Origin of the sequence: Pseudomonas sp. NFPP04, assembly GCF_900113815.1 — a bacterium.
Lineage (GTDB): Bacteria > Pseudomonadota > Gammaproteobacteria > Pseudomonadales > Pseudomonadaceae > Aquipseudomonas > Aquipseudomonas extremorientalis.
The window spans coordinates 332,484-357,073 of record NZ_FOQS01000003.1 but is presented as its reverse complement, the minus strand read 5'-3'; the positions used below and the strand labels follow the sequence as shown (position 1 = coordinate 357,073).

The window sequence follows — 24,590 nt, the reverse complement described above, 5'->3', positions numbered from 1 at the left end:
TTAGATCATTTCTTCGCCGCCCTTCCCGCCGAGAACGATTTCTCCGGCTTCGGCCATACGGCGGGCAATGGTGAGGATTTCTTTCTGCGCGGTTTCCACGTCGCTGACGCGTACCGGGCCCTTGGCTTCCAGGTCGTCGCGCAACAGTTCCGAGGCACGCTTGGACATGTTCTTGAAGATCTTCTCTTTGACGTTTTCGTCCGAACCCTTGAGGGCCAGCACCAGCACGTCCGAGGACACTTCGCGCAGCAACGCCTGGATGCCGCGGTCGTCGACATCGGAGAGGTTGTTGAACACGAACATGAGGTCTTCGATCTGACCGGACAGGGTGTCGTCGATCTCGCGGATCGAGTCCATCAACTGGCCTTCGACCGAGCTGTCGAGGAAGTTCATGATGTCAGCCGCACGCTTGATACCACCCAGGGTGGTGCGCGAGGCGTTCGAGTTGCCGGAGAACTGCTTCTCCAGAATCGTGTTGAGTTCTTTCAGCGCCGCCGGCTGCACGGTGTTCAGCGACGACACGCGCAGGATGATGTCCAGGCGCACTTTATGGTCGAAGTGGCCGAGCACTTCACCGGCCTGGTCGGGGTCGAGATACGCCACCACGATCGCCTGGATCTGCGGGTGTTCGTAGCGGATCACGTCGGCGACGGCACGCGGCTCCATCCATTTCAGGCTGTCGAGGCCGCTGGTGTTGCCACCGAGCAGGATGCGGTCGATCAGGCCGTTGGCCTTGTCTTCGCCCAGGGCCGAGGTGAGCATCTTGCGGATGTAGCTGTCGGAGCCGACGCCCAGGCTGGTCTGGTCGCCGACGATCTCGACGAACTCGCTCATCACCTGCTCGACCTGCTCGCGGTGCACATTGCGCATCTGCGCCATGGCCACGCCCACCCGTTGAACCTCTTTGGGCCCCATGTGGCGCAGCACTTGGGCGGCGTCGGTTTCACCCAGGGACAGCAGCAGGACTGCGGCTTTGTCGACCTTGGTGAGCTTGGCAACAGCGGCTCGATTATCACTCATCTGCGTTGATCCACTCTTTCACGACCTGGGCCACACGGCCCGGGTCTTCTGCCACCAGACTCTTGATTGCGTTCAGCTGAGCGTCGTAACCCTCGCTCGGGCTTGGCAACAGGATGCTTTGCGGGCCGCCGAGGCTGACGCGGTCGTTGGCCAGTTCGCCGTCCAGGCCGCCCATGCCACCCAACTCGACGTCGCTGCCACCATAGGCCGCCAGTTGTTTCTTGCCGTTGCCGGTGATGTTGTTGAGCACCGGGCGCAGCACGCCGAACACCAGCACCAGGATGAACAACACACCCAGCACCTGCTTGACGATGTCCCAGAACCACGGCTGCGAGTAGAACGCCGGCTCGGCGATCACTTCGCCACGCTCGGCAGAGAACGGCATGTTGATCACGCTGACGCTGTCACCCCGGCTGGCGTCAAAACCGACGGCGTCCTGCACCAGGCGCGTGAAGCGCGCCAATTCGTCGGCGCTCCATGGGGCACGGGTAACGGCGCCATCGGCGGCATTGACCTTGACCTGGTCATCCACCACCACCGATACCGACAGGCGATTGACGCGGCCTTGTTGCTGCTTGGTATGGCTGATGGAACGGTCGAGTTCGAAGTTCTTGGTCGACTGGTTACGCTTGTCCGCCGGGTACGGCGCGAGCATCGGCTGGCCGGTGGCCGGGTCCATGATCTGTTGGCCATTGGCGTCCAGCAGCGGCTGGCCCGGCTGGATGGCGCCAGCGCTGGCCGTAGCGCCACCGGTGGTTTGCGGAGCCGAGGCCGGGGCCGGCGGCTGGTTGCTCAGGGCGCCCGGTACGCCTTGTGGCGGGCCGTTGGCAGCGGTGCGTTGTTCGCTGGTGGACTGCTCGCTGCGCAACGCCGGCTGGTCCGGGTTGAACTGCTCGGAGGTCGATTCGACGGCGCTGAAGTCCACATCGGCGGACACTTCCGCCTTGTAGCGGTCGTTGCCCAGCACCGGCTGCAGGATGTTGTGCACACGCTGGGTGAGCATGCTTTCCACACGACGGCTGTAGTCGAACTGCTTACCGGCCTGGGTCAGCGCGGAGTTTTCCGCCTGGTCGGACAGCAGGTTGCCCTTCTGGTCGACCACGGTGATTTGCGACTTGCTCAGCTCAGGCACGCTGGTGGCGACCAGGTTGACGATCGCCAGCACCTGGCCTGGCTCCAGGGAGCGGCCGGCAAACAGTTCCACCAATACCGAGGCACTGGGCTTGCGCTCATCGCGCACAAACACCGAGCTTTTCGGAATGGCCAGGTGCACGCGGGCACCCTTGACGTTGTTCAGGCTGGAGATGGTGCGCGCCAGTTCGCCTTCCAGGCCACGACGGTAGCGGGTAGCTTCCATGAACTGGCTGGTGCCCAGGCCCTGGTCCTTGTCGAGGATTTCGAAACCGATATTGGCGTCGGACGGGGTGACGCCGGCCGCCGCGAGTTTCATGCGTGCACGGGCCACATCGTCGGCCTTGACCAGCAGCGCCCCGGAGTTGGGCTCCACGGTGTAGGCGATGTCGGCGGCGGCCAGGGTTTCCATGATCTGCTTGGAATCCATGCCCGCCAGGCTGCCGTACAGCGGCCGGTAATCCGGTTGCTGCGACCACAGCACCACGGCAAAACCAATCGCCACGCTCGCTGCCAGGCCGACCATCAGGCCCACCTGACGCAACATGGTCATTTCGGAGAGGTTTTCCAGGAACGACAGGCCAAACAGCGGCGGCTTGCCGTCTGCCTTGGCGGGTGCGTTGTCCACGACTGCTTCTGCCATGACTTAAATCTCGTCCTTAAACCGGCATCTGCATGATGTCTTGGTAAGCCTGAACCAGCTTGTTACGCACCTGGGTCAACGCCTGGAACGACACACTGGCCTTTTGCGAGGCGACCATCACATCGGTGAGGTCCACGCCGCTTTTGCCGATCTCGAACGCGTTGGCCAATTGGCTGGAGGCTTGCTGGGTATCACTGACTTTGTTGATGGCCTGGCCGAGCATGTCGGCGAAGCTGCTTTGGCCCAATTCCGGCGCAGGCGCGACGGATTTCGGTTGAGCCATGGCATCCATTTGCATGGAGCGCATATCCAACATCAACCGATTGAACTCAATACCCTGGCTCATGAACTTCTCTCTCCGACAACCCGCATGTTTTTTGACGCTACGCCGCAATTACTAGGTGAAGTAGCAACAAGGGTGCCAGCTCTGGTTCAACTCGTAAGAAAAGGCGACAAACCTTGTCCGCCTTGTTACCGATTATGTGGCGAACAGATATGCCTCGACGTCCATGCCGGCGTCACGCATCTGCGCCAGCTTGTAGCGCAAGGTCCGCGGGCTGATCCCCAGGCGCTCGGCAGCCTCTTTGCGGCGGCCGCGCTCAGCGCGCAGGGTGTCGATGATCATCTGGAATTCGCGGCGACGCAGGTCGTCGCCCAACGCACCGGCGGTTTCGGTTTCGACCACCACGGGCGCAGGCGCCAGGGTCGGCAGCGGCGCAACCCCGCTGCCCATGGCCAGGCAGAAATCCTGGGGCTGGATCAGGCCGCCCTGCTGCAGGATCAACGCACGCTGGATGGCGTTGTCCAGTTCCCGGACGTTTCCCGGCCACGGATAGGCGACCAGGCAAGCCTGGGCCTCGGCCGACAGGCGTGCCTGGGCATGCTTCATTTTTTTGACGTGGTTGCCCAGCAGGCGCTCGGCCAGTGGAATGATGTCCGCCGGGCGCTCGCGCAACGGGCGCCAGGCCAGGGGAAAGACCGAGAGACGGTAGAACAAGTCTTCACGGAAGCGCCCCGCCGCCACTTCGCCCGCCAGGTCACGGTTGGTGGTGGCGACCACGCGGATATCCAGCTGGATCGGCTTGCGTGCGCCAACGCGCTCTACTTCACGCTCTTGCAGCACCCGCAGCAACTTGGCTTGCAGGCCCAGGGGCATTTCCGAAATTTCATCGAGCAAAATCGTGCCGCCATCCGCCTGCTCGAACTTGCCCGCCTGAGCCGCAATAGCGCCGGTGAACGAGCCTTTTTCGTGGCCGAACAGCGTGGCTTCGAGCATGTTGTCGGGGATCGCCGCGCAGTTGATTGCGATAAACGGCTGCTTGGCGCGGGTCGATTGCTGGTGGATGTAGCGGGCCAGCACCTCCTTGCCGGTGCCGGACTCGCCGGAAATCAGCACGGTGGAATCACTGCGCGCCACGCGGGCAGCCAGCTCCAGCAATTGTGCGCTGGCCGGTTCGAAGGCAATCGGACCTTCGCCGTCGCTGGCCGGGATCACGCCCAGGGCATGCCGTGCGACCAGTTCGATCAAGGCTTTGGGTTCGAACGGTTTGACCAGGTAATCCGCCGCACCCTGGCGCATCGCGTCGACTGCACGTTCCACAGCGCCGTGGGCGGTCATCAGCAACACCGGCAACTGTGGCTGACGCGCGCGCAGCACACCGAGCAACTGGTGGCCGTCCATGCCCGGCATGTTCACGTCGCTCACCACCAGGCTGAAGGACTCTTGCTCCACCGCCTCCAAGGCGTCCTCGGCAGAACCGACCGCCCGGTAGTCATGGCCCGCCAACAGCAGCGTGTCAGCCAATGCTTCACGCAGCGCGCGATCGTCTTCCACCAACAGAACCTTGATAGCCATAACCGCTTACTCCGTGCTTGCCGCGCATGAAAACAGCGGCAAGGTCATCAATGCACAGGTGCCACGCCCGACACGGGAATGCAGCTGCAATTCTCCCTGATGGGCACGCGCCACTGCCTTGACCACGGTCAGGCCCAGCCCGGTACCGTTGGTCTTGGTGGTGAAAAAAGGTTCGCCCAGGCGCTGCAATACGGCAGGCTCGATACCGCTGCCGCTGTCGCTGATGCATAGGCGCAGGGTTTGCTCGCGGCTGTACAGGTGCACCTTGAGCCGCGCACCAGGGCCGCTGGCCTGGGTAGCGTTTTCGATCAGGTTGAGCAGCGAACCGACAAGGGTGTCGCGGTTGCACAGCAGCTCGCCGAGATGGCTGTCGCACTGCCAACGCACTTGCACGTCTTGAATGTGGGTGGCGGCCGCCGCTTGCAGCGCCTGCATCAACTCGGTAGGTGTGATGCGGTCGGTCAGCGGCAATTCACCACGGGCAAACACCAGCATGTCGCGCACCTGGTGCTCCAACTCATGCAGGCGCTCCTTGAGGCGCCCGGCAAAACGCTGGTGGGTGGCCGCGGGCAATTGTTCATCAGTCAAATGACTGGCGTAGATCAACGCCGCCGACAGTGGCGTGCGGATCTGATGCGCCAGGGAAGCGACCATGCGCCCCAGCGAGGACAAACGTTCGTGGCGCGCCAATTGATCTTGCAGGTGACGGGTTTCAGTCAGGTCGTTGAGCAGCACCAACTGGCCCGGCTCCGCGTCCAGGGCGCGCGTGGCGATGGACAAGCGGCGACCGTCCTTGAGCGAAATTTCATGGCCATCGTCTTCACGCGGCGCAAAGCAGCGGGTGATTACGTGACGCCACAGCTCGCCTTCCAGAGGCAGGCCAAGCATGTCACAGGCCGCCGGGTTGGCTTCACGCACGCGGCCTTCTTCGTCGATGACGATCACGCCACCGGGCAACAGCGACAGCAGGTTTTGCAGGCGGTTGGCCAGGCGCTCCTTCTCGGCCAACTCTTCCATGCGCTGGGCACTGACCACCGCCAACTCGCCCTTGAGCTCCGAAACACGGGCTTCGAGCAGGCTGTAGGAATCGGTCAATTGGCTGGACATCTGGTTGAACAGCGAAAACGCCTGCTCCAGGCCCTGGCGGCTTTGCTGTTCTACAGAGGGAACCAGGCCTGCAATGGCAGGACTGGAAGAATGTTGGGCGGCGTGGGGCATCATGCTCTCTCGCTTGGCTGACCGTCAGTTAAACGGAACGTTGCGAGGGCTGTAGCAATACCCGTGCCGAAAAAAAACCACTGAAGTTTCAGTGATTTAAAAAACAGGCGTCAATCATCCGCCTGTTCGTCACCTTCTTTGCGGCTCATGCCGTACTTGCGCATCTTCTCCACCAGGGTAGTGCGACGGATGCGCAGGCGCTCGGCGGCACGCGCGACGATGCCGTTGGCGTCGTCCAGAGCCTGCTGGATCAGGCCTTGTTCCAGGTTGCCGAGGTAGTCCTTCAGGTCCAGGCCTTCGGGCGGCAGCATCGCGGTAGAGCCGAAGTCCGGGGTATGACCGTTGATGGCCACCCGTTCTTCCAGGTCGCTGCGCAGGCTGTCGACCAGTTGCTCGTCTTCGTCGTCGACGTAGCGGAATTTCTTCGGCAGCTCGACCACGCCGATCACACCGTAGGGGTGCATGATCGCCATGCGCTCCACCAGGTTGGCCAGCTCGCGCACGTTGCCCGGCCAGCCGTGGCGGCACAGGGACATGATTGCGGCGGAATTGAAACGGATCGAACCGCGCTTTTCGTGCTCCATGCGCGAGATCAGTTCGTTCATCAGCAACGGGATGTCCTCCACGCGCTCGCGCAGCGGGGCCATCTCGATCGGGAATACGTTGAGTCGGTAGTACAGGTCTTCGCGGAAGCTGCCGACCTCGATCATGCTTTCGAGGTTCTTGTGGGTGGCCGCGATGATGCGCACGTCGACGCTCTGGGTCTTGTTGCTGCCCACGCGCTCGAAGGTACGCTCCTGCAACACGCGCAGCAGCTTGACCTGCATCGGCAGCGGCATGTCGCCGATCTCGTCGAGGAACAGGGTGCCGCCGTTGGCCAGCTCGAAACGCCCGGCACGGCTGGTGATCGCCCCGGTAAAGGCGCCCTTCTCGTGGCCGAACAATTCGCTTTCAAGCAGCTCTGCCGGAATCGCCCCGCAGTTGACCGGCACAAAGGGCCCGTCGCGGCGCTTGGAGTGATAGTGCAGGTTGCGCGCAACCACTTCCTTGCCGGTGCCCGACTCACCGAGGATCAACACGCTGGCGTCGGTGTCGGCCACTTGCTGCATCATCTGGCGCACGTGCTGGATGGCGCGGCTGGTGCCGACCAGGCTGCGGAACAGGTTGGGTTCGCGATGGCGACCGCGCTCGCGGGCCTGGTCGTACATCTCGCGATAGACCTGGGCACGGTGCAGGGAGTCGAGCAATTTGCTGTAGCTGGGCGGCATTTCAAGGGTGGAAAGCACCCGGCGGCGCTGGTCTTCTGGCAGTTCGACAGAAGAAATATCGCCCATCAGCAACACGGGAAGGAACTCATCCCAGGTTGACAGTGTCTTTAACAAGCCCAAAACAGCGCCAGGAGCGTTTACCGTCCCGATCAGCACACAAATGACTTCACGGCTCGATGACAATGAGCTGACCGCCTGCTGCCAGTCATGGCTGCCGCAGGGCAAATTTTCTTCGCCAAGAAAATTCAAAATCACCGCTAAATCGCGGCGGCGGACGCTATCGTCATCAATCAGCAGAATTTTGGTTTCACGCCACATGCAATAGCAACTTCCCTAGTAAAACTTCCTGCCCCGAAGTGAGGGCAATCGAGACGCCTGTAAGACTTTGTACCTTACTAGACGTCTGAAATCTGAAAACAGCACTAGTTAAGTCAAAAATGCTGGCACAGTCAAATATATGACGCGCCCATCGGACCAACTGCGGCTCTTCAGCCGAACAGATGGTAAACCTTTGACGCATTTTTCGCTTGGTTGATCTGCGACATCTCTTCGAAAATCGCCTGCCGCTCACCCGTCGTCACCTCGAGCAATTGCTGGTAAACCGCCAGCAGCCCCTCAAGCTTTTCGCGCAACGCATCCTCGTCTACCGGCGCTTCGCTGAGTACCTCGTCGATGACATGACGACAGCCCAGGTCCAGTTCGCCGATGGCGTCCCAGTTGCGGTCCGCCAGCGCGCCCATCAGCGCCTCACGGGTTTCATCAATGCGTTGCAATGCTTGGCTCATGACGTGTTCCTCAAGGCCGCTTGGCCTTATTGTGCAGCGCCTTGTGGCGCGCCGATGGCATCCCAGCCTTCTTTCACGGTAATCAGCAAACGGGCGACTTCGTCGATCATGTCGGCGTCGTTGTGCAGATTGGCTTCCATTAAACGGTTGGTCATGTACACATACAGACCTTCCAGTTGCTGAACGTATTCCTTGTTGTCGCTTTTTTCCGCGCTCAGGCCATCACGAAGCCCGATGAGGATGTCGGCGGCCTTGCCCAGCATCAGGCCCTTTGCGGCGATATCGCCACGCGCCAACGCACCTTTGGCCTGCGCCATGCGGTCGAGCCCGCCCTCCATCAGCATTTGCACCAGGCGGTGCGGGCTGGCTTCAGAGATCTGGGCATGGGAATTGACCTTCTGGTATTGGCGAAGGGCTCTCATGGGATTCATGTTTCTACCTCGTGACAGGCAACAGCGAGAAGGGTTGCAGTAACCATTATGTCGACTGGGTCGCAAAAAACTTTAACCCGACGGCACTATGAAGAACAAAGCCCAGGTCAATGGACCTGGGCTTTTTCATCAGCCATCAATCAGCTGCTTTTCTGGGCGTTACTCAGCGCGCTGAGCGTACCCAGGATACTGCTGCTCTGCTGGCGCAGTTGCGCCACCAGCGTATCCATGGCGGTGTACTTGCGGGTCAAGGAGTCTTGCATGGTGGTGAGGCGTTCATCCAACGCAACTTGCTGCTTGTTGAGGTCTTTAAGGCTGTCGGACAACGACGTTGAACGCGTCGCCAGGATCCCGGTGGTGGCCTTGGCATAGCCATCGGTCGCCGCCGTCAGGCGCGCGAGCAGGCCGGTCTTGCCGCTGAAGATACTGTTGATATCGGCAGCGTTGGTCAGCACAGCCTTGTCCCACTGCTTGGCATCAATGCTCAGCGCACCGGTGTCGCGGTCAGTCGTCACACCGAATTGCGCCAGGGACTTCAAGGTGCCGTTGCCGGACAGGGCGTTGAACTCGTTGCGGATCGCCGCCTGCAAGGTGCGCATGGTCGAGTCGCCGGTCAAGGTGGCGGCGACGGAGTTACCGGCGGCATCCTTGGTCACCTTGGTCTCGGCGTTCATCGCCTTGAGCAGGGCGTTGTAGGTGTCGACGAAGCCTTTGACCCCGGACTTGAGGGCGGTGGTGCTGGTGGAGACGGAGATGGTCAAAGCATTGCGAGCCGTAGACGCGGTATCCGAAGGCGTGGTCAAGGGCGACACAGAGAGCAACTTGATACTTACACCACTCACTGCATCCGTGATGCTGTTGGTCTTGGACTCTGCAGCAATACCGTCAATGGTGTACTTGGCGTTCTTCGGCTCGCTGACCACCGTGTAACCGGTATCAATCCCCGAGTTGCCCGACATCGTCAGATCGGAACCAACACCAGCATTGGTGGAGGTCAGGATAAGACGCGAACCGTTGGAGTCGGTGAGGATGTTGGCACTCAGGCCTGCGGTGCCGAACTGCGAGTTGATTGAGTCACGCACCTGTTGCAGGGTCGCGCCGGCCGGCACCTTCAGGTCGAAGTTCTTGCCCGACTGGCTGATCGTCAGCGTCGTTGGGGTGGTGCCACTGTTCACGACCGTCGACTGGCCGCCAGTGAAACTCTTGGTCGACAGCTTCGACGGCGTCGCCAACTGGTTGACGACCAGCGAGAAGCTACCGCTCGCCGCACCCTGGTTGGCCGTCATGGTGGCGACCTTCTCGTCCGAAGACGTACCGGTCAAGCCACTGAAGCTGTTATCGGTGCCCATGCTGGTCAGCGCACCCCGGAAGGCGTCCAGGGCTGCCTGGATCTTGCCGATCGACGACAGCTGGGTGGTTGCCTTTTGCGACTGGAGGTTGATCTGAGCCTGTTTCGGCGCTCGCTCGGCATCCACCAGGGATTTCACAATCGCCTGAGTGTCGAAACCCGACCCCACGCCGGTAATCGTTGTACCCGCCATCATCTTTCTCCTGTTCCGGTGGCTGCCGTTATCTTGACGACTAGCGCTTCAAGGGGTGACAGCAACAAGTTTCATGCCAGTTCACGCCTTGTCGTCAAACAACACATGACTGGCGCTGGCCAGACTCTGTGCCAGTTTCAAGGCCGTTTCCGAAGGAATCTGTCGGATCACTTCACCGGTGTCGGTGGCAATGACCTTGACTACGACCCTATGGGTAGAATCGTCAATGGAAAAGTCCAGGTTGCGCTGGGCCGCTTGTACGAATTCTTTAATATCGGTGACCGCTTTTTCCAGGCTGTCCTTTTGGGACTTGCCTGCGGTTGGCGCGGCCGCTTCAACCTTAGTCTTGTCTTTATCCGCAACCACAGGTGCCGGAGTGCCTTGAGGGGCCAGCGGCGGATAAGACAAGTTCAGTTTTACACTCATGTCCATGCCCAATCTCCTCTGATTGGAAAAGACGAAAGGGCACGTAAACGCGCCCTTCCGTCATTCACCACGCGTCGCTATTACTGAAGCAGCTTCAGTACAGCGGATGGCAGTTGGTTAGCCTGCGACAGGATCGCAGTGGAAGCCGACTGCAGGGTTTGCTGCTTGGTCAGTTCAGCGGCTTCGGAAGCGAAGTCGACGTCCTGGATGGTGGAACGAGCAGCGGTGCTGTTTTTCTGGATGTTGGACAGGTTGTCCACAGTGCTGGTCAGACGGTTCTGTACCGCACCCAGGCCCGAACGGGAGCTGGAGATGGTAGCGATAGCCTGGTCGATCACGGACACAGCGTTCTGGGCCTTGGTGGCGTCAGTCACGTCAGTTTGCGATACGGAGGTCTTGGTCGAAGCAGCCGAAGTAGCGGCACCGAAGACACCGGTCACACCAGCGCCTTCCAGGGAGTAACCCTTGGCGGAGTCCAGGTTCACTGCACCGGTAGCGATGATGCCGTCAGCCAGGGCGGTAGCAGTACCGTAAGCGCCCGAACCGTCTTTGGTGGCAACAGTGATGGTGCCGGCAGCGGTCGAAGCGCTGAAGGCCAGGTTTTCACCGGTGTCGGATTTAACCGACAGAGTGCCTTTGGACTCGTCGTAGTTAACGCTGATACCCAGTTTGGCGGAGTTCGACTTCAGTTGGTCAGCCAGGCTGGCAGTGTCTTTTACGCCAACGAACGTGGTGGCTTGGCCGCCAACGGTCATGGTGAACGAAGCTGGAGCGGTAGCAGCACCGGCGCCGACTACGAACTGAGCTTCAGTGCTGGCGGTAGCGCTCAGGCCACCGACGGCGCCGTTCAGCTGGGCAGCGATGGTTTTAGCGGAAGCAGCAGCAGCAACAGTGACGCTGCTAGTCTGGCCGTTACCGGTCACTGCGATTGCGCCGCCAGCTACACCAGCACCTGGAGTGATGCCGATGCTCTTCACCTGCTGCGAACCGATATTGTTGGCAGCAACGTTATCCAGGGACAGGTTGATGGTTTCGTTAGCGTTGGCGCCAACCTGGATCGACTTGGTACCGTACGAACCGTCCAGCAGCTTCTGGCCACCGAAAGTAGTGGTTTGGGCGATACGGGTCAGTTCCGAAGTCAGAGCCTGGTATTCGTCGTTGTTCGACTTACGGTCGTCGGAGCTCAGGGAGCCGGTAGCCGAGGACAGAGCCAGGGTACGCATTTTTTGCAGAATGTCGGTCGAAGCCTGCATTGCGCCTTCAGCGGTCTGCGCGATGGAGATACCATCGTTGGCGTTCTTTACAGCTTGACCCAGGCCGTTGATCTGGCTGGTCATACGGCTGGCGATACCCAGGCCGGCGGCGTCGTCTTTAGCGCTGTTGATACGCAGGCCGGAAGACAGGCGCTGCATGGAAGTGGCCAGGGCGCCGCCAGCTTTGTTCAGGTTGCCCTGAGTAGTGATCGAAGCAATGTTGGTGTTTACTGTTAAAGCCATGACGAAATCCTCGTTGGATGGATACTGCGGCTTCCGGCCCTGGCAACCGCCGGGTGTGGCCTGAGAACCTACGTAATAGTTATCGTCGTGGTAGCCGGTTGCTTGAGGATTTTTTTCGATTTTTTTGCTGGCGTCGTGCCACCCCTTGTAATTCAAGGGCTTACGCAGGCAAAAAAGCCCGATTTCATTGGCTTTTCTGGCGCCAAATAAAAAACGCCGATGCTCTTTCGAGCATCGGCGTTTTTTTGTGCTAGCGGTTCAAGGTGTCACGGGCGATAGAGAATCGCCGAGCCCCACGACAGGCCCACACCAAAACCGCTGATGGCCACGCGTTTCCAGGTGGCGTCCATCACATGCTTTTCCAGCAGCAGCGGAATGCTCGACGACACCGTGTTACCGGTCTCGACCATGTCCTTGATGAACTTGTCCACCGGCGCATCTTCAAAACGACGCGCCACGGCATCGACAATCGCCGCACTGCCCTGGTGAATGCAGAAGGCATCGATATCGTCGGCCTTGAGGTCCGACTCATCGAGCAGCTCGTGCAAATGCGCCGGCACCTTGAGCAAGGCGAAATTGAACACCTGGCGACCGTTCATGAAAAACACGCCGTCACTGACTTTAAGGTGCGGGGCGCCGGAACCGTCGGTGCCGAACTTGGACTTGCCGAGCAACCACGGCGCGTCTTCGCCCATCCAGGTAGCCGTAGCGGCATCGCCGAACAGCATGGTGGTGTTGCGGTCTTCCGGGTCGACGATCTTGGAATACGGGTCAGCGGTGACCAGCAGGCCGTTTTTCAAGCCGGCGGCTTCCATGAAGCCCTTCATCGCATAGATGCCGTAGACGTAACCGGAACAACCCAGGGAGATATCAAAGGCCGCGACGTGGGTCGGCAGGCCGAGCTTGTCCTGGACGATGGCCGCCGTGTGGGGCAAGCCCTCTTCATCACCGTTCTGGGTGACGACGATCAGCGCGTCGATCGACTCGCGCTTCAAATCCGGGTTGTTGGCAAACAAAGCGTTGACCGCCTCGACACACAGATCGGAAGTTTCCTGCGCGGCTTCCTTGCGCGGCAGGAACGCCGACCCGATCTTGCCAATGATGAATTCTTCATCCTTGGCGAATTTGGCACCCTGGGCGTAGTTATCGATCCCGTCTGCCGGCACGTAACTGGCGATGCTTTTTATGCCAATCATTGTGGCTTCCCAATACTAAATAGCTGGAGAACACCCCTGGGACTACGCCCGGAGTGCTGACAATAAAGGGGATAACCCCATAAAAATCTCGCTGAAAGCCGCCACGTAAGGACCCTGTGACGACTTATCCTTTTCACACGATACAGTGAAGATGCGCTTTATGACTCACAGGTCACTCAATTGTGTGTGCTTTATGCAAAACCTTCAAACAATTAAACCCCAGAAACGACAACGGCCCGCCGTGTTTCCAGGGCGGGCCGCTTGACGTGAAGCCACTTACATCTTGTTGAACAGGCTCAACTGCGAGATTTTCACGAAGGCCAGCTGGGAGGCTTGCAGCATGGTTTGCTGCAGCGCCAGGTTGATGGCCGCTTCACCCATGTCGATGTTGGCCAGATCACTCATCGTGCTGGTCGTGGCAATGCTGATGCTTGAGTTCTCACTGGCCTGGATCTCCAAGGCATTCTGCCGCGCCCCGACGGAACCCCGCACATTGACGATCTGGGACATCGAATTGGCCAGGTTGGCGATGGCCGAGTTCATGGCATCCTTGAGCTTGACCGTCGCTGCCGGGTTGCCGTCGGCCGGCGCCTCCAGCGCCTTGCGCAACTGGCCCAGGGTATCCAGCGCATTCTGGGTCTTCTGGGTATTGGCACCCACAGAGAACTGATCGCCTGGCTGTGGCGGGCCGCTGCTCACGTCAAACGTCACGCCGGCCGCCGTCACCGTGGTACCGCCGCCGGTATCGCCGGTGGCGATCGCCTTGCTGGCGCTCGAATAGGGCTGGGCATACACCTCATAGGCCGTCGCGCTGGTGAACTTGATGATCGCCCCGCTGTTGGACGGGAACGTGCTGGCATAGTCCGCCTGATTGGTAACCTGGGCGCCGGTCAGCTGTGCGCTCGATAGATTGCTCGGCGTACGCGAGACGCTGAACGTGTCCGGCTTGGCCTCCAGGCTGAAGGTACGGTCCTTGACCAACGCATCGGAGTTGGCGCCCGGCGCCACGTCCCCGAGGTTCATGGTGATATCGAACTTCACCCCCCGCAGTGCAACGCTGGTGCTGCCTTCCTTGGTGGCGTCGAACGTACCATTGCCCGGTATCTCGGAAGTCACGTCATTGCCGTTCTTGTCAGACACCTTGTATTGCGTGCTGCTGGTAAAGGTCAGCTTGTAAGGCTGGCCGTCGGCGAATTTGTTGGCGTAGTCGCCGCTCGATGTCACCAGCCCGGCCGAAAGCGCCACCTTGTGGTCATTGACCGTAGGCGGCACGGTCTGCGGGTTCGGCGCAACCCAGGGGGCCTGGGTGCGACCGGCGTTGGCCGCGCCTTCAAGGATGGTCTTGCCGGTATCACCCGCGCTGACATTCAGCGTATTGGAAATCTGCAGGCTCAGCGGGGTTTCATCCCCCTGGTAGCTGTAGGTGCCATCGTTGTTGCGCGCATACGGCGGCGTCTGGGTCTTGGAGCCGGAAAACAAGTAGTTGCCGGCCGAGTCCTTGCTGTTGAGCAGGCCCAGGACCTGATCTTCAATCGCACCGACCTCACTGGCAATCGAGCGACGATCGGCATCACTGCCGACACCACCGGCCTTGAGTGCCAGCTCCGTGGCCCGCTGCATGGCTTCACTGATCGCACCTAAAACACTCTCTTCGTTAGTCAGCGAGTTTTTCAAGCTGGTGATGTTGCCAGTGGACTGGGCCACCATGTCTTTCTGCTGCTGCAGCATCAACAACCGCGCCGCCGCCACAGGATCATCCGCGGCGGTCTGTACACGCACGCCGGAGCTGGCCTGGTCCTGGGCCTTCACCACACCCGAATAGTTATCCGAATACTTGGCGGAACTGGTCTCGAAATACTGCTGTGTAGAAATACGCATCGTCCCAGGCTCCCTTAAAGACTATTGATCAATGTGCTGAAGGTTTCTTGCGCAGCCTTGATGATCTGCGACGATGCCGTGTAGTACTGCTGGAACTTGATCATGTCGCCCGCCTCTTCGTCCAGGTTGACCTGGGACACCGAGTTGCGCGCGTTCTTGTTGGCGGTCAGCAATGCGTTCGTCGCCGTGCTGTCTGTACCGGCAGCCGCCGCTTTCGCGCCGACGGTAGATACCAACTTGCTATTGGCCCCTACGAGGCTGGTGCCGCCGGTGCCATCGGCGGCCGTGCCGATGGTCGCCTTGGTTTGCAGGCCGAGCAGCTCAAGGGCGTTGCGGTTATCGGACTTGCCGGAGGCATTGAACGAGAACGTCGTGCTGTCGCCGTTGGCCGGCGAACCGCCCACCGTGGTGTCGAAACTGAAGCTCTTGGCCGGCACCACCAGGGCACCGTTGGCATCGCGCATCGGCACGTTGATAGTGACCTTGTTGCCCTGCCCCGGAACAATGCTGCCGGTGCCGATCGGGTTGCCCTGGGCATCATTGAGTGTATACGGCTGGGTGCCGTCGGCTGCCGGCTTGCCGAATACCATCTTCACCGGCATCGAATGTTCAATCCCCGTGCGCAACTGGGCAGTGGCGGCGCCGCCCTGGATATCCAAAGGCACCGTCAGAGTCGGCGGGGTAAACGTGCCGGTACCTTCGTTGGTCTTACTGGCCTGCCCGGATAGTGGCGCGGCAAAAGCGATCTTGTTCGGATCCGTCATCACGGTGCCAATGTCCTTGGCACCATTGGCGGTCGGGCTGACCTTGAAGCTGTCCCCGGTAGCCATCGGCCCCTTGCCGTCGAGCGCCAACGTGAAACCATCGATCACGGCCGGTGGCGTGGCGGTGACGTCAAAGGTCCCCATGGCCTTGCCATCGGAACGCACCACGGTGACGTTGTTCGGGTTGGCGCTGTCGTTGAAGGTGACCTTGTAATCGAAATTGGTCAGCTTGCTGCTGTCCTTGATCGACACGTTCAGGTTGCCGGAACCCGCGCTGTTGCCACCCGAAGCCTGGCTGCGCTGGGCAATGGCCGCGGCGCTGTTGATGTCCTTGAACAGCGAGCTGCCGAACTGGCCGTTGAGGTCCAGGCCCTGGCCCAACTGGTTGTTGATGGTATCTGCGGTGGCGATGGCGATGCGCCCCAAGTCATTGATGGCAGGCATCAGGACATCGCTGCGATAACGCAACAGACCGCCGATGCTACCGCCGCTGAGCACGTTGCCCAGATCGAGCGACTCACCGCCGCCCACGTTGAGCTGGATGGTGAACTGGCTGGTGTCGTTCTTGCTCGGTACGGCGGAGATGGTGTTGAACTGGTCACCCAATACCAGCGACTGGCCGGAACCGGTGCTGACGCTGAAGATGCCATTCTTCTCGGTGGCGGTCACGCCGACCAATTCGTTCAGCGAACGCACGGCTTCGGCACGCGCGTCCAACAGGTTGGCCGGGGCCGTGTTCGACGAACCCTGCACCTGGGCGATCTGCTTGTTGAGCGAGGCAATGGACGACGTCAGCTTGTTGACCTGGTCGCTCATCGACGACAGCTGGCTGTTGATGGTTTCTTTCTGCTGGCCCAACTGTGTAGAGATCGAGTTGAAGCGATTGCTCAGCGTCTGCGCCTTGGTGATCAACACCTGGCGGGCCGAGACATCGCTCGGGTTGCCCGAGGCAGTCTGCACGGCCGAGAAGAACTCACTGAGCACAGCCGACATACCGGTGGTCTTGTCCGACAGGGTCTTGTCGACAGCGCTGACCTGGTCGAGGTAAGCCTTGGCATCGCTGTTGAGCGAGGTGCTGTTCTGGTACGCCGCGTCGAGAAACTCGTTATACACCCGGCGCACATCGGCCAGGGTGGTACCGCTGCCGATGTACACACCACCGTACTGGTTGGCCGCACTGGCGTTCTGGGTGGTCTGCTGACGCGAATAACCCGGAGTATTGGCGTTGGCAATGTTATTACTCAAGACCGACAGCGATCCTTGAGAGGCATTGAGCCCTGACATCCCGATACTGAGCAAACTCATGGTTCAGACCTTATAAATGTGTGGTTGCGCCAGCGGCAGCGTAATTCTGGTAACTGTCCATCGTTTTGGCGATCTGCGAAATCTTGCTGGCATAGGCCGGGTCGGTGGCGTAACCGGCTTTTTGCAACTCGCGGACAAACTGTTCCGGGTTGTCGGCCGATTTGATGACTTCTTTATAGCGATCATTGCTTTGCAGCAAGGTCACCAGGTCGTGGAAGCTGTCCTGGTATGAGGCGTAGGAACGGAACTGCGCCGTTTCCTTGACCATCGCCCCATCCCGGAACTCGCTGGTGATCGCACGTGCCTGGCCGCCCTGCCAACTCTGGCCGGCCTTGATGCCGAACAGGTTGTGGCTGCTGCTACCGTCTTCGGCGCGCATCACCGATTTACCCCAACCGGTTTCCAGGGCAGCCTGGGCCACCAGGTACTTCGGATCGACACCGATGCGCGCCGCGGCGGCCTTGGCCATCGGCAACATGGTGGCGACAAATTCATCCTGCGAACTGAAGGCCTTCTTCGCCGGCGCCAAGGGTGGCTGGGCCACGGCGCGACCGTACACCTGCATGCGCCCGCTCGGCACGGCGAAGGTGCGCGCGCTGCTGTTGATCACGTTGTCGTCGGCCACGCTGTTACGCAGCGGCGCGCTTTTGGCATCGATAGCAACGGGCGCGTTGGGCACGATGCCGGCCAGCAGGCGATCGGTCAGCTTGCTCGGCAAGGCGATGCGACGCTGGTTCATCAGCTCCATGTCATTGCTGTGGGACGCCGCAGCGCCGACCTGCGGTTCAGCCACGCGGTACGCCCACAACGGACGCTGGCCATTGGAGCGGCCCAGCGGCCCTTCGGCCTGGGTGCCTGCCGCGATTTCCGTCGGCACGTCGACCTTCTTCGCAGGCTCGGCAGCCGCCGGACCTTGCAAGGTGGCGGCCTGGGCCTCCACCGGTTTGTTTTTCTGCATCTGGCGCATCAGCACGTCGGCCAGGCCGATGCCACCGCCTTCGCGGGACATCGAGACGGCCAGCTGCTGGTCGTACATTTCCTGGTACTGCTTGGCGGCCGGCGTGTTCATCGGATTGTCTTTACCCAGCGCCTCGGTAGCCGAACGCATGGACTTGAGCATCTCGCTCAAGAACAGCGATTCGAACTCCTGCGCGACCTTGCGCATGTTGCCTTCGCTGTTCTTGTCGGCACCGACCTTGAGCTGGTTAAGCCGGTTCAGGTCGGAGTAAGACCCCGAATCCGCCGTGCTGCTGATCCCGCTCTTGCGCATATCCATGACCATGGCCTCAGATCACGATCAGGTCGGCTTGCAAGGCGCCGGCCTGTTTCAATGCTTCGAGGATCGCCATCAAGTCGCCGGGCGCTGCGCCCACCTGGTTCACCGCGCGGACAATCTCGTCCAGGGTGGTGCCAGGGCCGAACTTGAACATCGGCTTGGCTTCTTGCTGGGCATTCACCCGCGAACGCGGCACCACCGCCGTCTGGCCGTTGGACAACGGCCCAGGCTGGCTGACGATCGGGTCTTCGGTGATGGTCACGGTCAGGCTGCCGTGGGTCACGGCGGCTGGCGAGACCTTGACGTTCTGGCCGATCACGATGGTGCCGGTGCGCGAGTTGATGATGACTTTGGCCACGGCCTGGCCAGGGTCGACTTCAAGGTTTTCCAGGATCGACAGGTAGTCGACGCGCTGGCTCGGGTCCAGCGGCGCCGTCACACGGATCGAGCCGCCGTCGATGGCCTGGGCCACGCCCGGGCCGAGCATGTCGTTGATCTTGTCGACCACGCGCTTGGCGGTGGTGAAGTCGGAACGGTTGAGGTTCAGGGTCAGGCTGTTGCCCTGGTTGAAACCACTTGGCACGGTACGTTCAACCGTGGCGCCGCCCGGGATACGCCCGGCCGACGGCACGTTGACGGTGATCTTCGAACCGTCGCGACCTTCGGCGTCAAACCCGCCTACCACCAGGTTGCCCTGGGCGATGGCGTAGACGTTGCCGTCGATACCCTTGAGCGGCGTCATCAGCAATGTGCCGCCGCGCAGGCTTTTCGAGTTACCAATGGACGACACGGTGATGTCCACCACCTGGCCCGGTTTGGAGAACGCCGGCAGGTCGGCGCTGATCGACACTGCCGCGACGTTTTTAAGCTGCACGTTGCCCGACCCCGCCGGCACCTTGATGCCGAACTGCGAGAGCATGTTGTTGAAGGTCTGCAGGGTGAACGGGGTCTGGGTGGTCTGGTCACCCGTACCGTTGAGCCCCACCACCAGGCCGTAGCCGATCAACTGGTTGGAACGCACGCCGGAGATGCTGGCGATGTCCTTCAGGCGCTCGGCCTGGGCGACAGCGCTCAAGGAAAGCAGGAGTGCGGCCGCCATCAGCTGTTTGAAGTTCAAAGTGGCCACCTAGAAAGGGAACAGCGGGCTAAGGAAGAAACGGTCGAACCAGCCCGGCTGGCTTGCATCAGCAAACGAACCCGTACCCGAGTAGGTAATGCGTGCATCGGCAATCCGTGTGGACGGCACAGTGTTGTCGGTGGAGATGTCATCGGCACGGACCATGCCGGCAATGCGCACCAGCTCGTCACCGGTGTTGAGGGTCATCCACTTTTCACCGCGCACGGCGATGATGCCGTTGGGCAGCACATCGGCCACGGTAACGGTGATCGAACCGGTCAGGCTGTTGCCCTGCCCCGCCGAACTCTTGCCGTTGGTGGCACGATCACCGCTGTAGCCGGCGCTCAGGCTCAGGTCGCCATCGCCCAGCGGGTTGTTGGTGTTGGGCACGGCACCGAACAACGAGGTCAGGCCGATACCGGTCTTGCTGGTCTTGCCCACCTGGGAGTTGGCGTTCTTGCTGGCCTGGGTCTTCTCGTTCAGGGTAATGGTGATGATGTCACCGACCCGGAACGCTTTGCGGTCGCTGTACAGGTTCTGTTCGAAACCGGCCTGGTAGATCGAGCCATTGTTGGCCGCCGCCGGCAACGGCGTGCGTGGCAACACCGGCGCGTAGTACGGGTCATTGGGTTTTGGCGTCGGGGCGACACAGCCCGCAAGCACGGCAATCCCACTCAATGCCAGAACAGAAACATAGCGATTCATGACCCTTACCTCACGGTGTTGCAGGCGCCGTCAAGAGCGCCCCATAGACTTGATTACAGATTCTGCGTTACGAACGAAAGCATCTGGTCGGCGGTGGAGATCACCTTGGAGTTCATCTCGTAGGCGCGTTGGGTGGTGATCATGTTGACCATCTCCTCAACGGTGCTCACGTTGGAGGTTTCCAGGGTGCTTTGCAGCGTGGTGCCGAAGCCGTTCAAGCCAGGGGTGCCGATTTGCGGCGCGCCGCTGGAGGCGGTTTCCAGGAACAGGTTGTTGCCCATTGCCTGCAGGCCCGCCGGGTTGATGAAGTCGGCGGTCTGCAGGTTGCCGATCACTTGCGACGCGGGGTTGCCGGCCACGGTGATCGACACGGTACCGTCGTTACCGACGGTGAAGGTCTTGGCGTCGGCTGGAACGATCACGGCCGGCTCCAGGGCGAAACCGTTGGCGGTCACGATCTGGCCGTTGGAGTCCAGATGGAAAGTACCGTCACGGGTGTAGGAAGTAGTGCCGTCCGGTTGCAGGATCTGGAAGAAACCACGGCCGTTGATGGCCATGTCCAGCGGCTGGCCGGTCTGCTGCAGGTTACCGGCGCTGAAGTTCTTCTGGGTGCCGACGATCTGCACACCGGTACCCAATTGCAGGCCGGACGGCAGTTCGCTGTCCTGGGTCGACTGGGCGCCTGGCTGCTTCTTGATCTGATAGAGCAAGTCCTGGAACTCGGCACGGTCACGTTTGAAACCCGTGGTCGACACGTTGGCCAGGTTGTTGGAAATGGTGGTCAGGTTGGTGTCCTGGGCGGACAGACCTGTTTTGGCAACCCATAGAGCCGGAAGCATGCTGTTCTCCTTCGTGCGCCTGTTTGTTGGCGCTGCGCCGCAAAATTAGTGTGTTGGATCAGCTCATCTGCATGACGCGTGTCATGGCCTGATCGTCTTCTTTAGCGCTGTTCATCATCTTGATGTGCAGCTCGAACTGCTTGGAAAGCGCCAGCACCGCAGTCATCTCTTCCACGGCATTGACGTTGCTCGCCTGCAGGAAGCCCGAGGTCAGCTTGACGTTCGCGTCGGCCTGGGCCGGCTGGCCATCCTTGGTGTGGATGGTGCCGTCGAGGCCTTTATTCATGTTCTTCAGGTCCGGCTGGACCAGCTTGATGCGGTCCACTTCGGCCATCACCCGCGGGCCTTCGCCCATGGCGCGGATGCTGATGGTGCCGTCGGCACCCACTTCGATTTTCTGCTGGGGCGGCACGGCAATCGGGCCACCGTTGCCCATGATCGGCATGCCGTTGCCGGCGCGCAGCACGCCCAACGCATCGACGTTCATGCTGGCGCTGCGCACGTAGGCTTCGCTGCCATCAGGCGTCTGCACGGCCATCCAGCCGTCACCGTTGACGGCCACGTCCAGGTCACGGCCGGTCTCGATCATGGCGCCAGGGGTGAAGTCGGTGGCCGGACGCTCGGTCATGGCAAACGCCCGCGCCGGAAAGCTGTCACCGAACACCGGCATCGAACGCGCCTGCTCCAGGTCACGTTGGAAACCATTGGTGGAAATGTTCGCCAGGTTGTTGGCATGGGCCTTCTGCGCCAGAGCATTCTGGCTGGCGCCGGTCATTGCCACATAAAGGTACTTGTCCACGCTTCTTCCTCTTTCTGACGGACGCTTGCCGCCCACCGCTGTACTGATGAGGCTTAAGCAATTTGCGAACCAACTTTTGAAAATAGCGAGAAGTGCAGGCGGGGCGGGGGTTTGCCGTGAGGTGGGGTGAATTCCGCATTGAGCGCGAGTCGAAAAAACGGCGGACTACTGCCGCCTGCGGCAAGCCCCGTCCTTGAAAACGACAAAGATCAAATGTGGGAGGGGGCTTGCCGCCTCCCACATTGGGTTATTTATCGGTCTTGAGGATTTCGTAGTCGCGCAGCTTATTGGCGATGGTGGTGTGCGACACCCCCAGGCGCTTGCCCATCTGCCGACTGCTGGGATGCTCGGCGTACAAGGCTTCCAGCACCGCCTTCTCGAACCGCCCGACAATTTCTTCCAGGCCACCCTCCAGCGAAAAATCGCCAAGTGGCTGACGCACGCCATAGTCCGGCAACCGGATGTGCTCGACCTTGACCGTCCCGCCGTCGCACAACGACACCGCCTGGAACAGCACGTTTTCCAACTGCCGCACATTGCCTGGCCAGTGGTAATGACTGAGGCGCTCCATTGCGGCGGGCGCCAACCTGGGCAGCGGGCAACCGATCTGTCGGCTGGCCTGGTCGAGAAAGTGCTCGACCAGCGGCGCCAGGCCGTCCAGGCATTCGCGCAACGGCGGGATATGCAGGGACAGCACATTGAGGCGGTGATAAAGGTCCTGGCGAAATTCGCCACGGGCGCACAGCTCGGACAAATCCACTTGGGTGGCGCAGATCACCCGCACATCTAGGTACACCTCTTCATCGCTGCCGACGCGACGGAAGCAACCGTCCTGCAAAAAGCGCAGCAGTTTCACCTGCAAGCGCGCGCTCATTTCCCCTACACCGTCGAGAAACAACGTACCGCCCGCCGTCAGCTCCAGCAGGCCGAGCTTGCCTTCGGCCCGCGCGCCCTCAAACGCGCCAGGACCGTAGCCGAACAACTCGGTTTCGGCCATCGACTCAGGCAGGCCGGCGCAGTTGAGCGCCATCAACGGCGATTGCCCACGCGGGCTGGCCAGGTGACAGGCCCGCGCCAGCAGTTCCTTGCCGGTGCCGGTTTCGCCTTCTATTAATAGCGGCGCGTCCAGTGGCGCCATGCGCCGGGCTTCGCGCACCACCGCGGCCATGACTTTGGAACTCTGGAAGATGCTGTCGAAGCCGCGCAGTTCCTGCTTGCGCACGTTGTAGATGCGCTCACCGACGCGGTCGGCGCGGTGCAGGGTCAATACAGCACCGGCCATGGCCTCGCTGTCGTCATGCTCGGAGGATTGCAGCGGCGCGATGTCCGCCAGGAACACGTCGCCCTTGACCTTGACCCGCAGGCCGTTGATCCGCGACTTGCTCGCGCGCACCAGCTCCGGCAAGTCGAAGTCCTCGGCATAGCGCGACAACGGAATGCCCGGCACTTCATCCACCCGCACCCCGAGCAACTGCGCCGCCGCGCGGTTGGCGGCGACGATGGAGCCGCCCATGTCGATGGACAACACCGGAAACTCCAGGGCGCCCAGCAGTGCATTGAGTTCCATATGCCGGCGCTCGCTGGGCATCAGCCCGACTCTTTTGACGCCAAACACCCCGGCAATCGCCTCGAATTGCGGGCGCAGGGCCTGAAACTGCATGTTCACCAGGTTCGGGCAGTACAGGTAAATGGCGTTGCCATGCTCCCCACCGACCTCGCCCTTGGCGACGTTGACGCCGTATTCCACCAGCAGATTGAGGATGTCCCGCAGGATGCCAATGCGGTTCTGGCAGTGCACTTTGATACGCATGAAGAGGCCCGAAAAGTGGGGAAGCGCCGCGTCTTTTTGTCGCTGGGCGCAGATAGTCGTCAAGATTATGTGACAGGCGGAGTGACTTTCCCAGCCCAATGCAACGGCCAGCCCCACAAGCGTAACGAATACTTTACGGAAAATGGTAAGTTTTCCTACGCCAAGGCGTTTTAAACAGATGGAATCCGGCCTCGTCCGGGTTATCAATAGGCTCATCGCAGGACATAACAAGAACGAATGCCTAGCAGGAGAGCCGTATGAAGCAGACGCAGTACGTGGCCCGCGAGCCCGACGCGCAAGGTTTTATCCACTACCCGCCGGAAGAACACGCGGTGTGGAACACCCTGATCACTCGCCAGTTGAAGGTGATCGAGGGTCGCGCCTGCCAGGAATACCTGGACGGCATTGACAAGCTCGGCCTGCCACACGATCGCATCCCGCAACTGGGTGAAATCAACAAGGTGCTGGCCGAGACTACCGGCTGGCAGGTCGCCCGTGTGCCGGCGCTGATACCCTTCCAGACCTTCTTCGAATTGCTCGCCAGCAAACAGTTTCCAGTGGCGACCTTTATTCGTACCCGCGAAGAACTGGACTACCTGCAAGAGCCGGATATTTTCCACGAGATTTTCGGCCACTGCCCGCTGCTGACCAACCCCTGGTTCGCCGAATTCACCCACACCTACGGCAAGCTCGGCCTGGCGGCCACCAAGGAGCAACGGGTGTATCTGGCGCGCCTGTACTGGATGACCATCGAATTCGGCCTGGTGGACACGCCCGCAGGTCGGCGCATCTACGGCGGCGGCATTCTGTCATCGCCCAAGGAGACCGTGTACAGCCTGTCGTCCGAGCCCGAACACCAGGTGTTCGACCCGCTGGAAGCCATGCGCACGCCGTACCGCATCGACATCCTGCAACCGTTGTATTTCGTGTTGCCCAATCTGAAGCGCCTGTTCGAAGTGGCGCAGGAAGACATCATGGGCATGGTCGAACGCGGTATGCAGTTGGGTCTGCACGCGCCGAAGTTTCCACCGAAACCCAAAGCGGCTTGAACCTTACATCTTCAGGCCAGGTGAGTCTGTTCCCTGGC

Annotated in this window: 21 protein-coding genes; 1 reads left to right on the top strand and 20 read right to left on the bottom strand. The window is 60.8% G+C overall.

Annotated elements, in window-relative coordinates; genetic code table 11:
• The 20 genes from fliG to BM017_RS08885 form a co-directional block, all read right to left on the bottom strand.
• Positions 1-1,020: a flagellar motor switch protein FliG gene (gene fliG, locus BM017_RS08980; RefSeq protein WP_010208743.1), complete on the bottom strand. Its 1,020-nt coding sequence runs from the start codon at positions 1,018-1,020 to the stop codon at positions 1-3.
• Positions 1,013-2,794 carry a flagellar basal-body MS-ring/collar protein FliF gene (gene fliF, locus BM017_RS08975; protein ID WP_092243027.1) on the bottom strand — a complete coding sequence of 594 codons (1,782 nt, stop codon included), beginning with the start codon at positions 2,792-2,794 and terminating at the stop codon, positions 1,013-1,015. Before fliF ends, fliG begins: the two co-directional genes overlap by 8 nt.
• Positions 2,795-2,810: 16 nt before the next feature.
• Positions 2,811-3,140 (bottom strand): flagellar hook-basal body complex protein FliE, encoded by a 330-nt coding sequence (gene fliE, locus BM017_RS08970; RefSeq protein ID WP_015885194.1) that lies wholly within the window; start codon positions 3,138-3,140, stop codon positions 2,811-2,813.
• Between the two features lie 132 nt (positions 3,141-3,272).
• On the bottom strand, positions 3,273-4,649 hold the full coding sequence (locus tag BM017_RS08965) for a sigma-54-dependent transcriptional regulator (protein ID WP_092243024.1): 1,377 nt from the start codon (positions 4,647-4,649) through the stop codon (positions 3,273-3,275).
• Positions 4,650-4,655: 6 nt separating this feature from the next.
• Entirely contained in the window at positions 4,656-5,867 is a 1,212-nt protein-coding gene (locus tag BM017_RS08960) for a sensor histidine kinase (RefSeq protein ID WP_058424961.1), read from the bottom strand.
• 110 nt (positions 5,868-5,977) lie between these two features.
• Positions 5,978-7,453, bottom strand: coding sequence for a sigma-54 dependent transcriptional regulator (locus tag BM017_RS08955; RefSeq protein WP_071491285.1), 1,476 nt, complete (start codon positions 7,451-7,453; stop codon positions 5,978-5,980).
• Positions 7,454-7,623: 170 nt separating this feature from the next.
• Positions 7,624-7,920, bottom strand: coding sequence for a flagellar protein FliT (locus BM017_RS08950; protein ID WP_071491286.1), 297 nt, complete (start codon positions 7,918-7,920; stop codon positions 7,624-7,626).
• A gap of 26 nt (positions 7,921-7,946) precedes the next feature.
• Complete coding sequence (gene fliS / locus BM017_RS08945; protein WP_058424915.1) at positions 7,947-8,351, bottom strand: flagellar export chaperone FliS; 405 nt, start codon at positions 8,349-8,351, stop codon at positions 7,947-7,949.
• A 140-nt stretch (positions 8,352-8,491) separates the two neighbouring features.
• Positions 8,492-9,892, bottom strand: coding sequence for a flagellar filament capping protein FliD (fliD, locus tag BM017_RS08940; RefSeq protein ID WP_092243022.1), 1,401 nt, complete (start codon positions 9,890-9,892; stop codon positions 8,492-8,494).
• 81 nt (positions 9,893-9,973) lie between these two features.
• Positions 9,974-10,324, bottom strand: coding sequence for a flagellar protein FlaG (locus tag BM017_RS08935; RefSeq protein WP_092243020.1), 351 nt, complete (start codon positions 10,322-10,324; stop codon positions 9,974-9,976).
• A gap of 74 nt (positions 10,325-10,398) precedes the next feature.
• Positions 10,399-11,814, bottom strand: a complete 1,416-nt coding sequence (locus tag BM017_RS08930; RefSeq protein WP_092243322.1) for a flagellin N-terminal helical domain-containing protein — start codon at positions 11,812-11,814, stop codon at positions 10,399-10,401.
• A 266-nt stretch (positions 11,815-12,080) separates the two neighbouring features.
• On the bottom strand, positions 12,081-13,010 hold the full coding sequence (locus BM017_RS08925; protein ID WP_058424918.1) for a ketoacyl-ACP synthase III: 930 nt from the start codon (positions 13,008-13,010) through the stop codon (positions 12,081-12,083).
• Positions 13,011-13,286: 276 nt separating this feature from the next.
• Positions 13,287-14,888: a flagellar hook-associated protein 3 gene (locus tag BM017_RS08920; RefSeq protein ID WP_092243017.1), complete on the bottom strand. Its 1,602-nt coding sequence runs from the start codon at positions 14,886-14,888 to the stop codon at positions 13,287-13,289.
• Between the two features lie 14 nt (positions 14,889-14,902).
• Entirely contained in the window at positions 14,903-16,957 is a 2,055-nt protein-coding gene (gene flgK / locus BM017_RS08915; RefSeq protein WP_092243015.1) for a flagellar hook-associated protein FlgK, read from the bottom strand.
• Between the two features lie 10 nt (positions 16,958-16,967).
• A complete protein-coding gene (gene flgJ, locus BM017_RS08910) occupies positions 16,968-18,239 on the bottom strand; it encodes a flagellar assembly peptidoglycan hydrolase FlgJ (protein ID WP_092243012.1) in 1,272 nt (423 codons plus the stop codon).
• A gap of 4 nt (positions 18,240-18,243) precedes the next feature.
• A complete protein-coding gene (locus BM017_RS08905) occupies positions 18,244-19,332 on the bottom strand; it encodes a flagellar basal body P-ring protein FlgI (RefSeq protein WP_033901075.1) in 1,089 nt (362 codons plus the stop codon).
• Positions 19,333-19,359: 27 nt separating this feature from the next.
• Positions 19,360-20,055 (bottom strand): flagellar basal body L-ring protein FlgH, encoded by a 696-nt coding sequence (flgH, locus tag BM017_RS08900; protein WP_015885208.1) that lies wholly within the window; start codon positions 20,053-20,055, stop codon positions 19,360-19,362.
• A gap of 53 nt (positions 20,056-20,108) precedes the next feature.
• Entirely contained in the window at positions 20,109-20,894 is a 786-nt protein-coding gene (flgG, locus tag BM017_RS08895; protein WP_025855853.1) for a flagellar basal-body rod protein FlgG, read from the bottom strand.
• A gap of 58 nt (positions 20,895-20,952) precedes the next feature.
• The gene (locus BM017_RS08890) at positions 20,953-21,693 is read right to left on the bottom strand and encodes a flagellar basal body rod protein FlgF (protein WP_058424922.1); all 741 of its coding nucleotides are present in this window, start codon (positions 21,691-21,693) and stop codon (positions 20,953-20,955) included.
• Positions 21,694-21,940: 247 nt separating this feature from the next.
• On the bottom strand, positions 21,941-23,503 hold the full coding sequence (locus BM017_RS08885) for a sigma-54-dependent transcriptional regulator (protein WP_071491293.1): 1,563 nt from the start codon (positions 23,501-23,503) through the stop codon (positions 21,941-21,943).
• A gap of 257 nt (positions 23,504-23,760) precedes the next feature.
• Between BM017_RS08885 and phhA the strand changes: the two genes are divergently transcribed.
• Complete coding sequence (gene phhA, locus BM017_RS08880) at positions 23,761-24,552, top strand: phenylalanine 4-monooxygenase (protein WP_092243009.1); 792 nt, start codon at positions 23,761-23,763, stop codon at positions 24,550-24,552.
• Positions 24,553-24,590: the final 38 nt, after the last annotated feature.

What these genes read in the sequence shown, in the direction of transcription:
- BM017_RS08920 (WP_092243017.1), bottom strand. Translation starts at nt 14,888, where the DNA reads ATGCGTATTTCTACACAGCAGTATTTCGAGACCAGTTCCGCCAAGTAT.
- fliD (WP_092243022.1), bottom strand. Translation starts at nt 9,892, where the DNA reads ATGGCGGGTACAACGATTACCGGCGTGGGGTCGGGTTTCGACACTCAG.
- BM017_RS08905 (WP_033901075.1), bottom strand. Translation starts at nt 19,332, where the DNA reads ATGGCGGCCGCACTCCTGCTTTCCTTGAGCGCTGTCGCCCAGGCCGAG.
- flgG (WP_025855853.1), bottom strand. Translation starts at nt 20,894, where the DNA reads ATGCTTCCGGCTCTATGGGTTGCCAAAACAGGTCTGTCCGCCCAGGAC.
- BM017_RS08930 (WP_092243322.1), bottom strand. Translation starts at nt 11,814, where the DNA reads ATGGCTTTAACAGTAAACACCAACATTGCTTCGATCACTACTCAGGGC.
- BM017_RS08935 (WP_092243020.1), bottom strand. Translation starts at nt 10,324, where the DNA reads ATGGACATGAGTGTAAAACTGAACTTGTCTTATCCGCCGCTGGCCCCT.
- flgH (WP_015885208.1), bottom strand. Translation starts at nt 20,055, where the DNA reads ATGAATCGCTATGTTTCTGTTCTGGCATTGAGTGGGATTGCCGTGCTT.
- BM017_RS08925 (WP_058424918.1), bottom strand. Translation starts at nt 13,010, where the DNA reads ATGATTGGCATAAAAAGCATCGCCAGTTACGTGCCGGCAGACGGGATC.
- fliS (WP_058424915.1), bottom strand. Translation starts at nt 8,351, where the DNA reads ATGAATCCCATGAGAGCCCTTCGCCAATACCAGAAGGTCAATTCCCAT.
- fliF (WP_092243027.1), bottom strand. Translation starts at nt 2,794, where the DNA reads ATGGCAGAAGCAGTCGTGGACAACGCACCCGCCAAGGCAGACGGCAAG.
- flgK (WP_092243015.1), bottom strand. Translation starts at nt 16,957, where the DNA reads ATGAGTTTGCTCAGTATCGGGATGTCAGGGCTCAATGCCTCTCAAGGA.
- BM017_RS08955 (WP_071491285.1), bottom strand. Translation starts at nt 7,453, where the DNA reads ATGTGGCGTGAAACCAAAATTCTGCTGATTGATGACGATAGCGTCCGC.
- BM017_RS08965 (WP_092243024.1), bottom strand. Translation starts at nt 4,649, where the DNA reads ATGGCTATCAAGGTTCTGTTGGTGGAAGACGATCGCGCGCTGCGTGAA.
- BM017_RS08885 (WP_071491293.1), bottom strand. Translation starts at nt 23,503, where the DNA reads ATGCGTATCAAAGTGCACTGCCAGAACCGCATTGGCATCCTGCGGGAC.
- BM017_RS08950 (WP_071491286.1), bottom strand. Translation starts at nt 7,920, where the DNA reads ATGAGCCAAGCATTGCAACGCATTGATGAAACCCGTGAGGCGCTGATG.
- BM017_RS08960 (WP_058424961.1), bottom strand. Translation starts at nt 5,867, where the DNA reads ATGCCCCACGCCGCCCAACATTCTTCCAGTCCTGCCATTGCAGGCCTG.
- flgJ (WP_092243012.1), bottom strand. Translation starts at nt 18,239, where the DNA reads ATGGTCATGGATATGCGCAAGAGCGGGATCAGCAGCACGGCGGATTCG.
- fliE (WP_015885194.1), bottom strand. Translation starts at nt 3,140, where the DNA reads ATGAGCCAGGGTATTGAGTTCAATCGGTTGATGTTGGATATGCGCTCC.
- fliG (WP_010208743.1), bottom strand. Translation starts at nt 1,020, where the DNA reads ATGAGTGATAATCGAGCCGCTGTTGCCAAGCTCACCAAGGTCGACAAA.
- phhA (WP_092243009.1), top strand. Translation starts at nt 23,761, where the DNA reads ATGAAGCAGACGCAGTACGTGGCCCGCGAGCCCGACGCGCAAGGTTTT.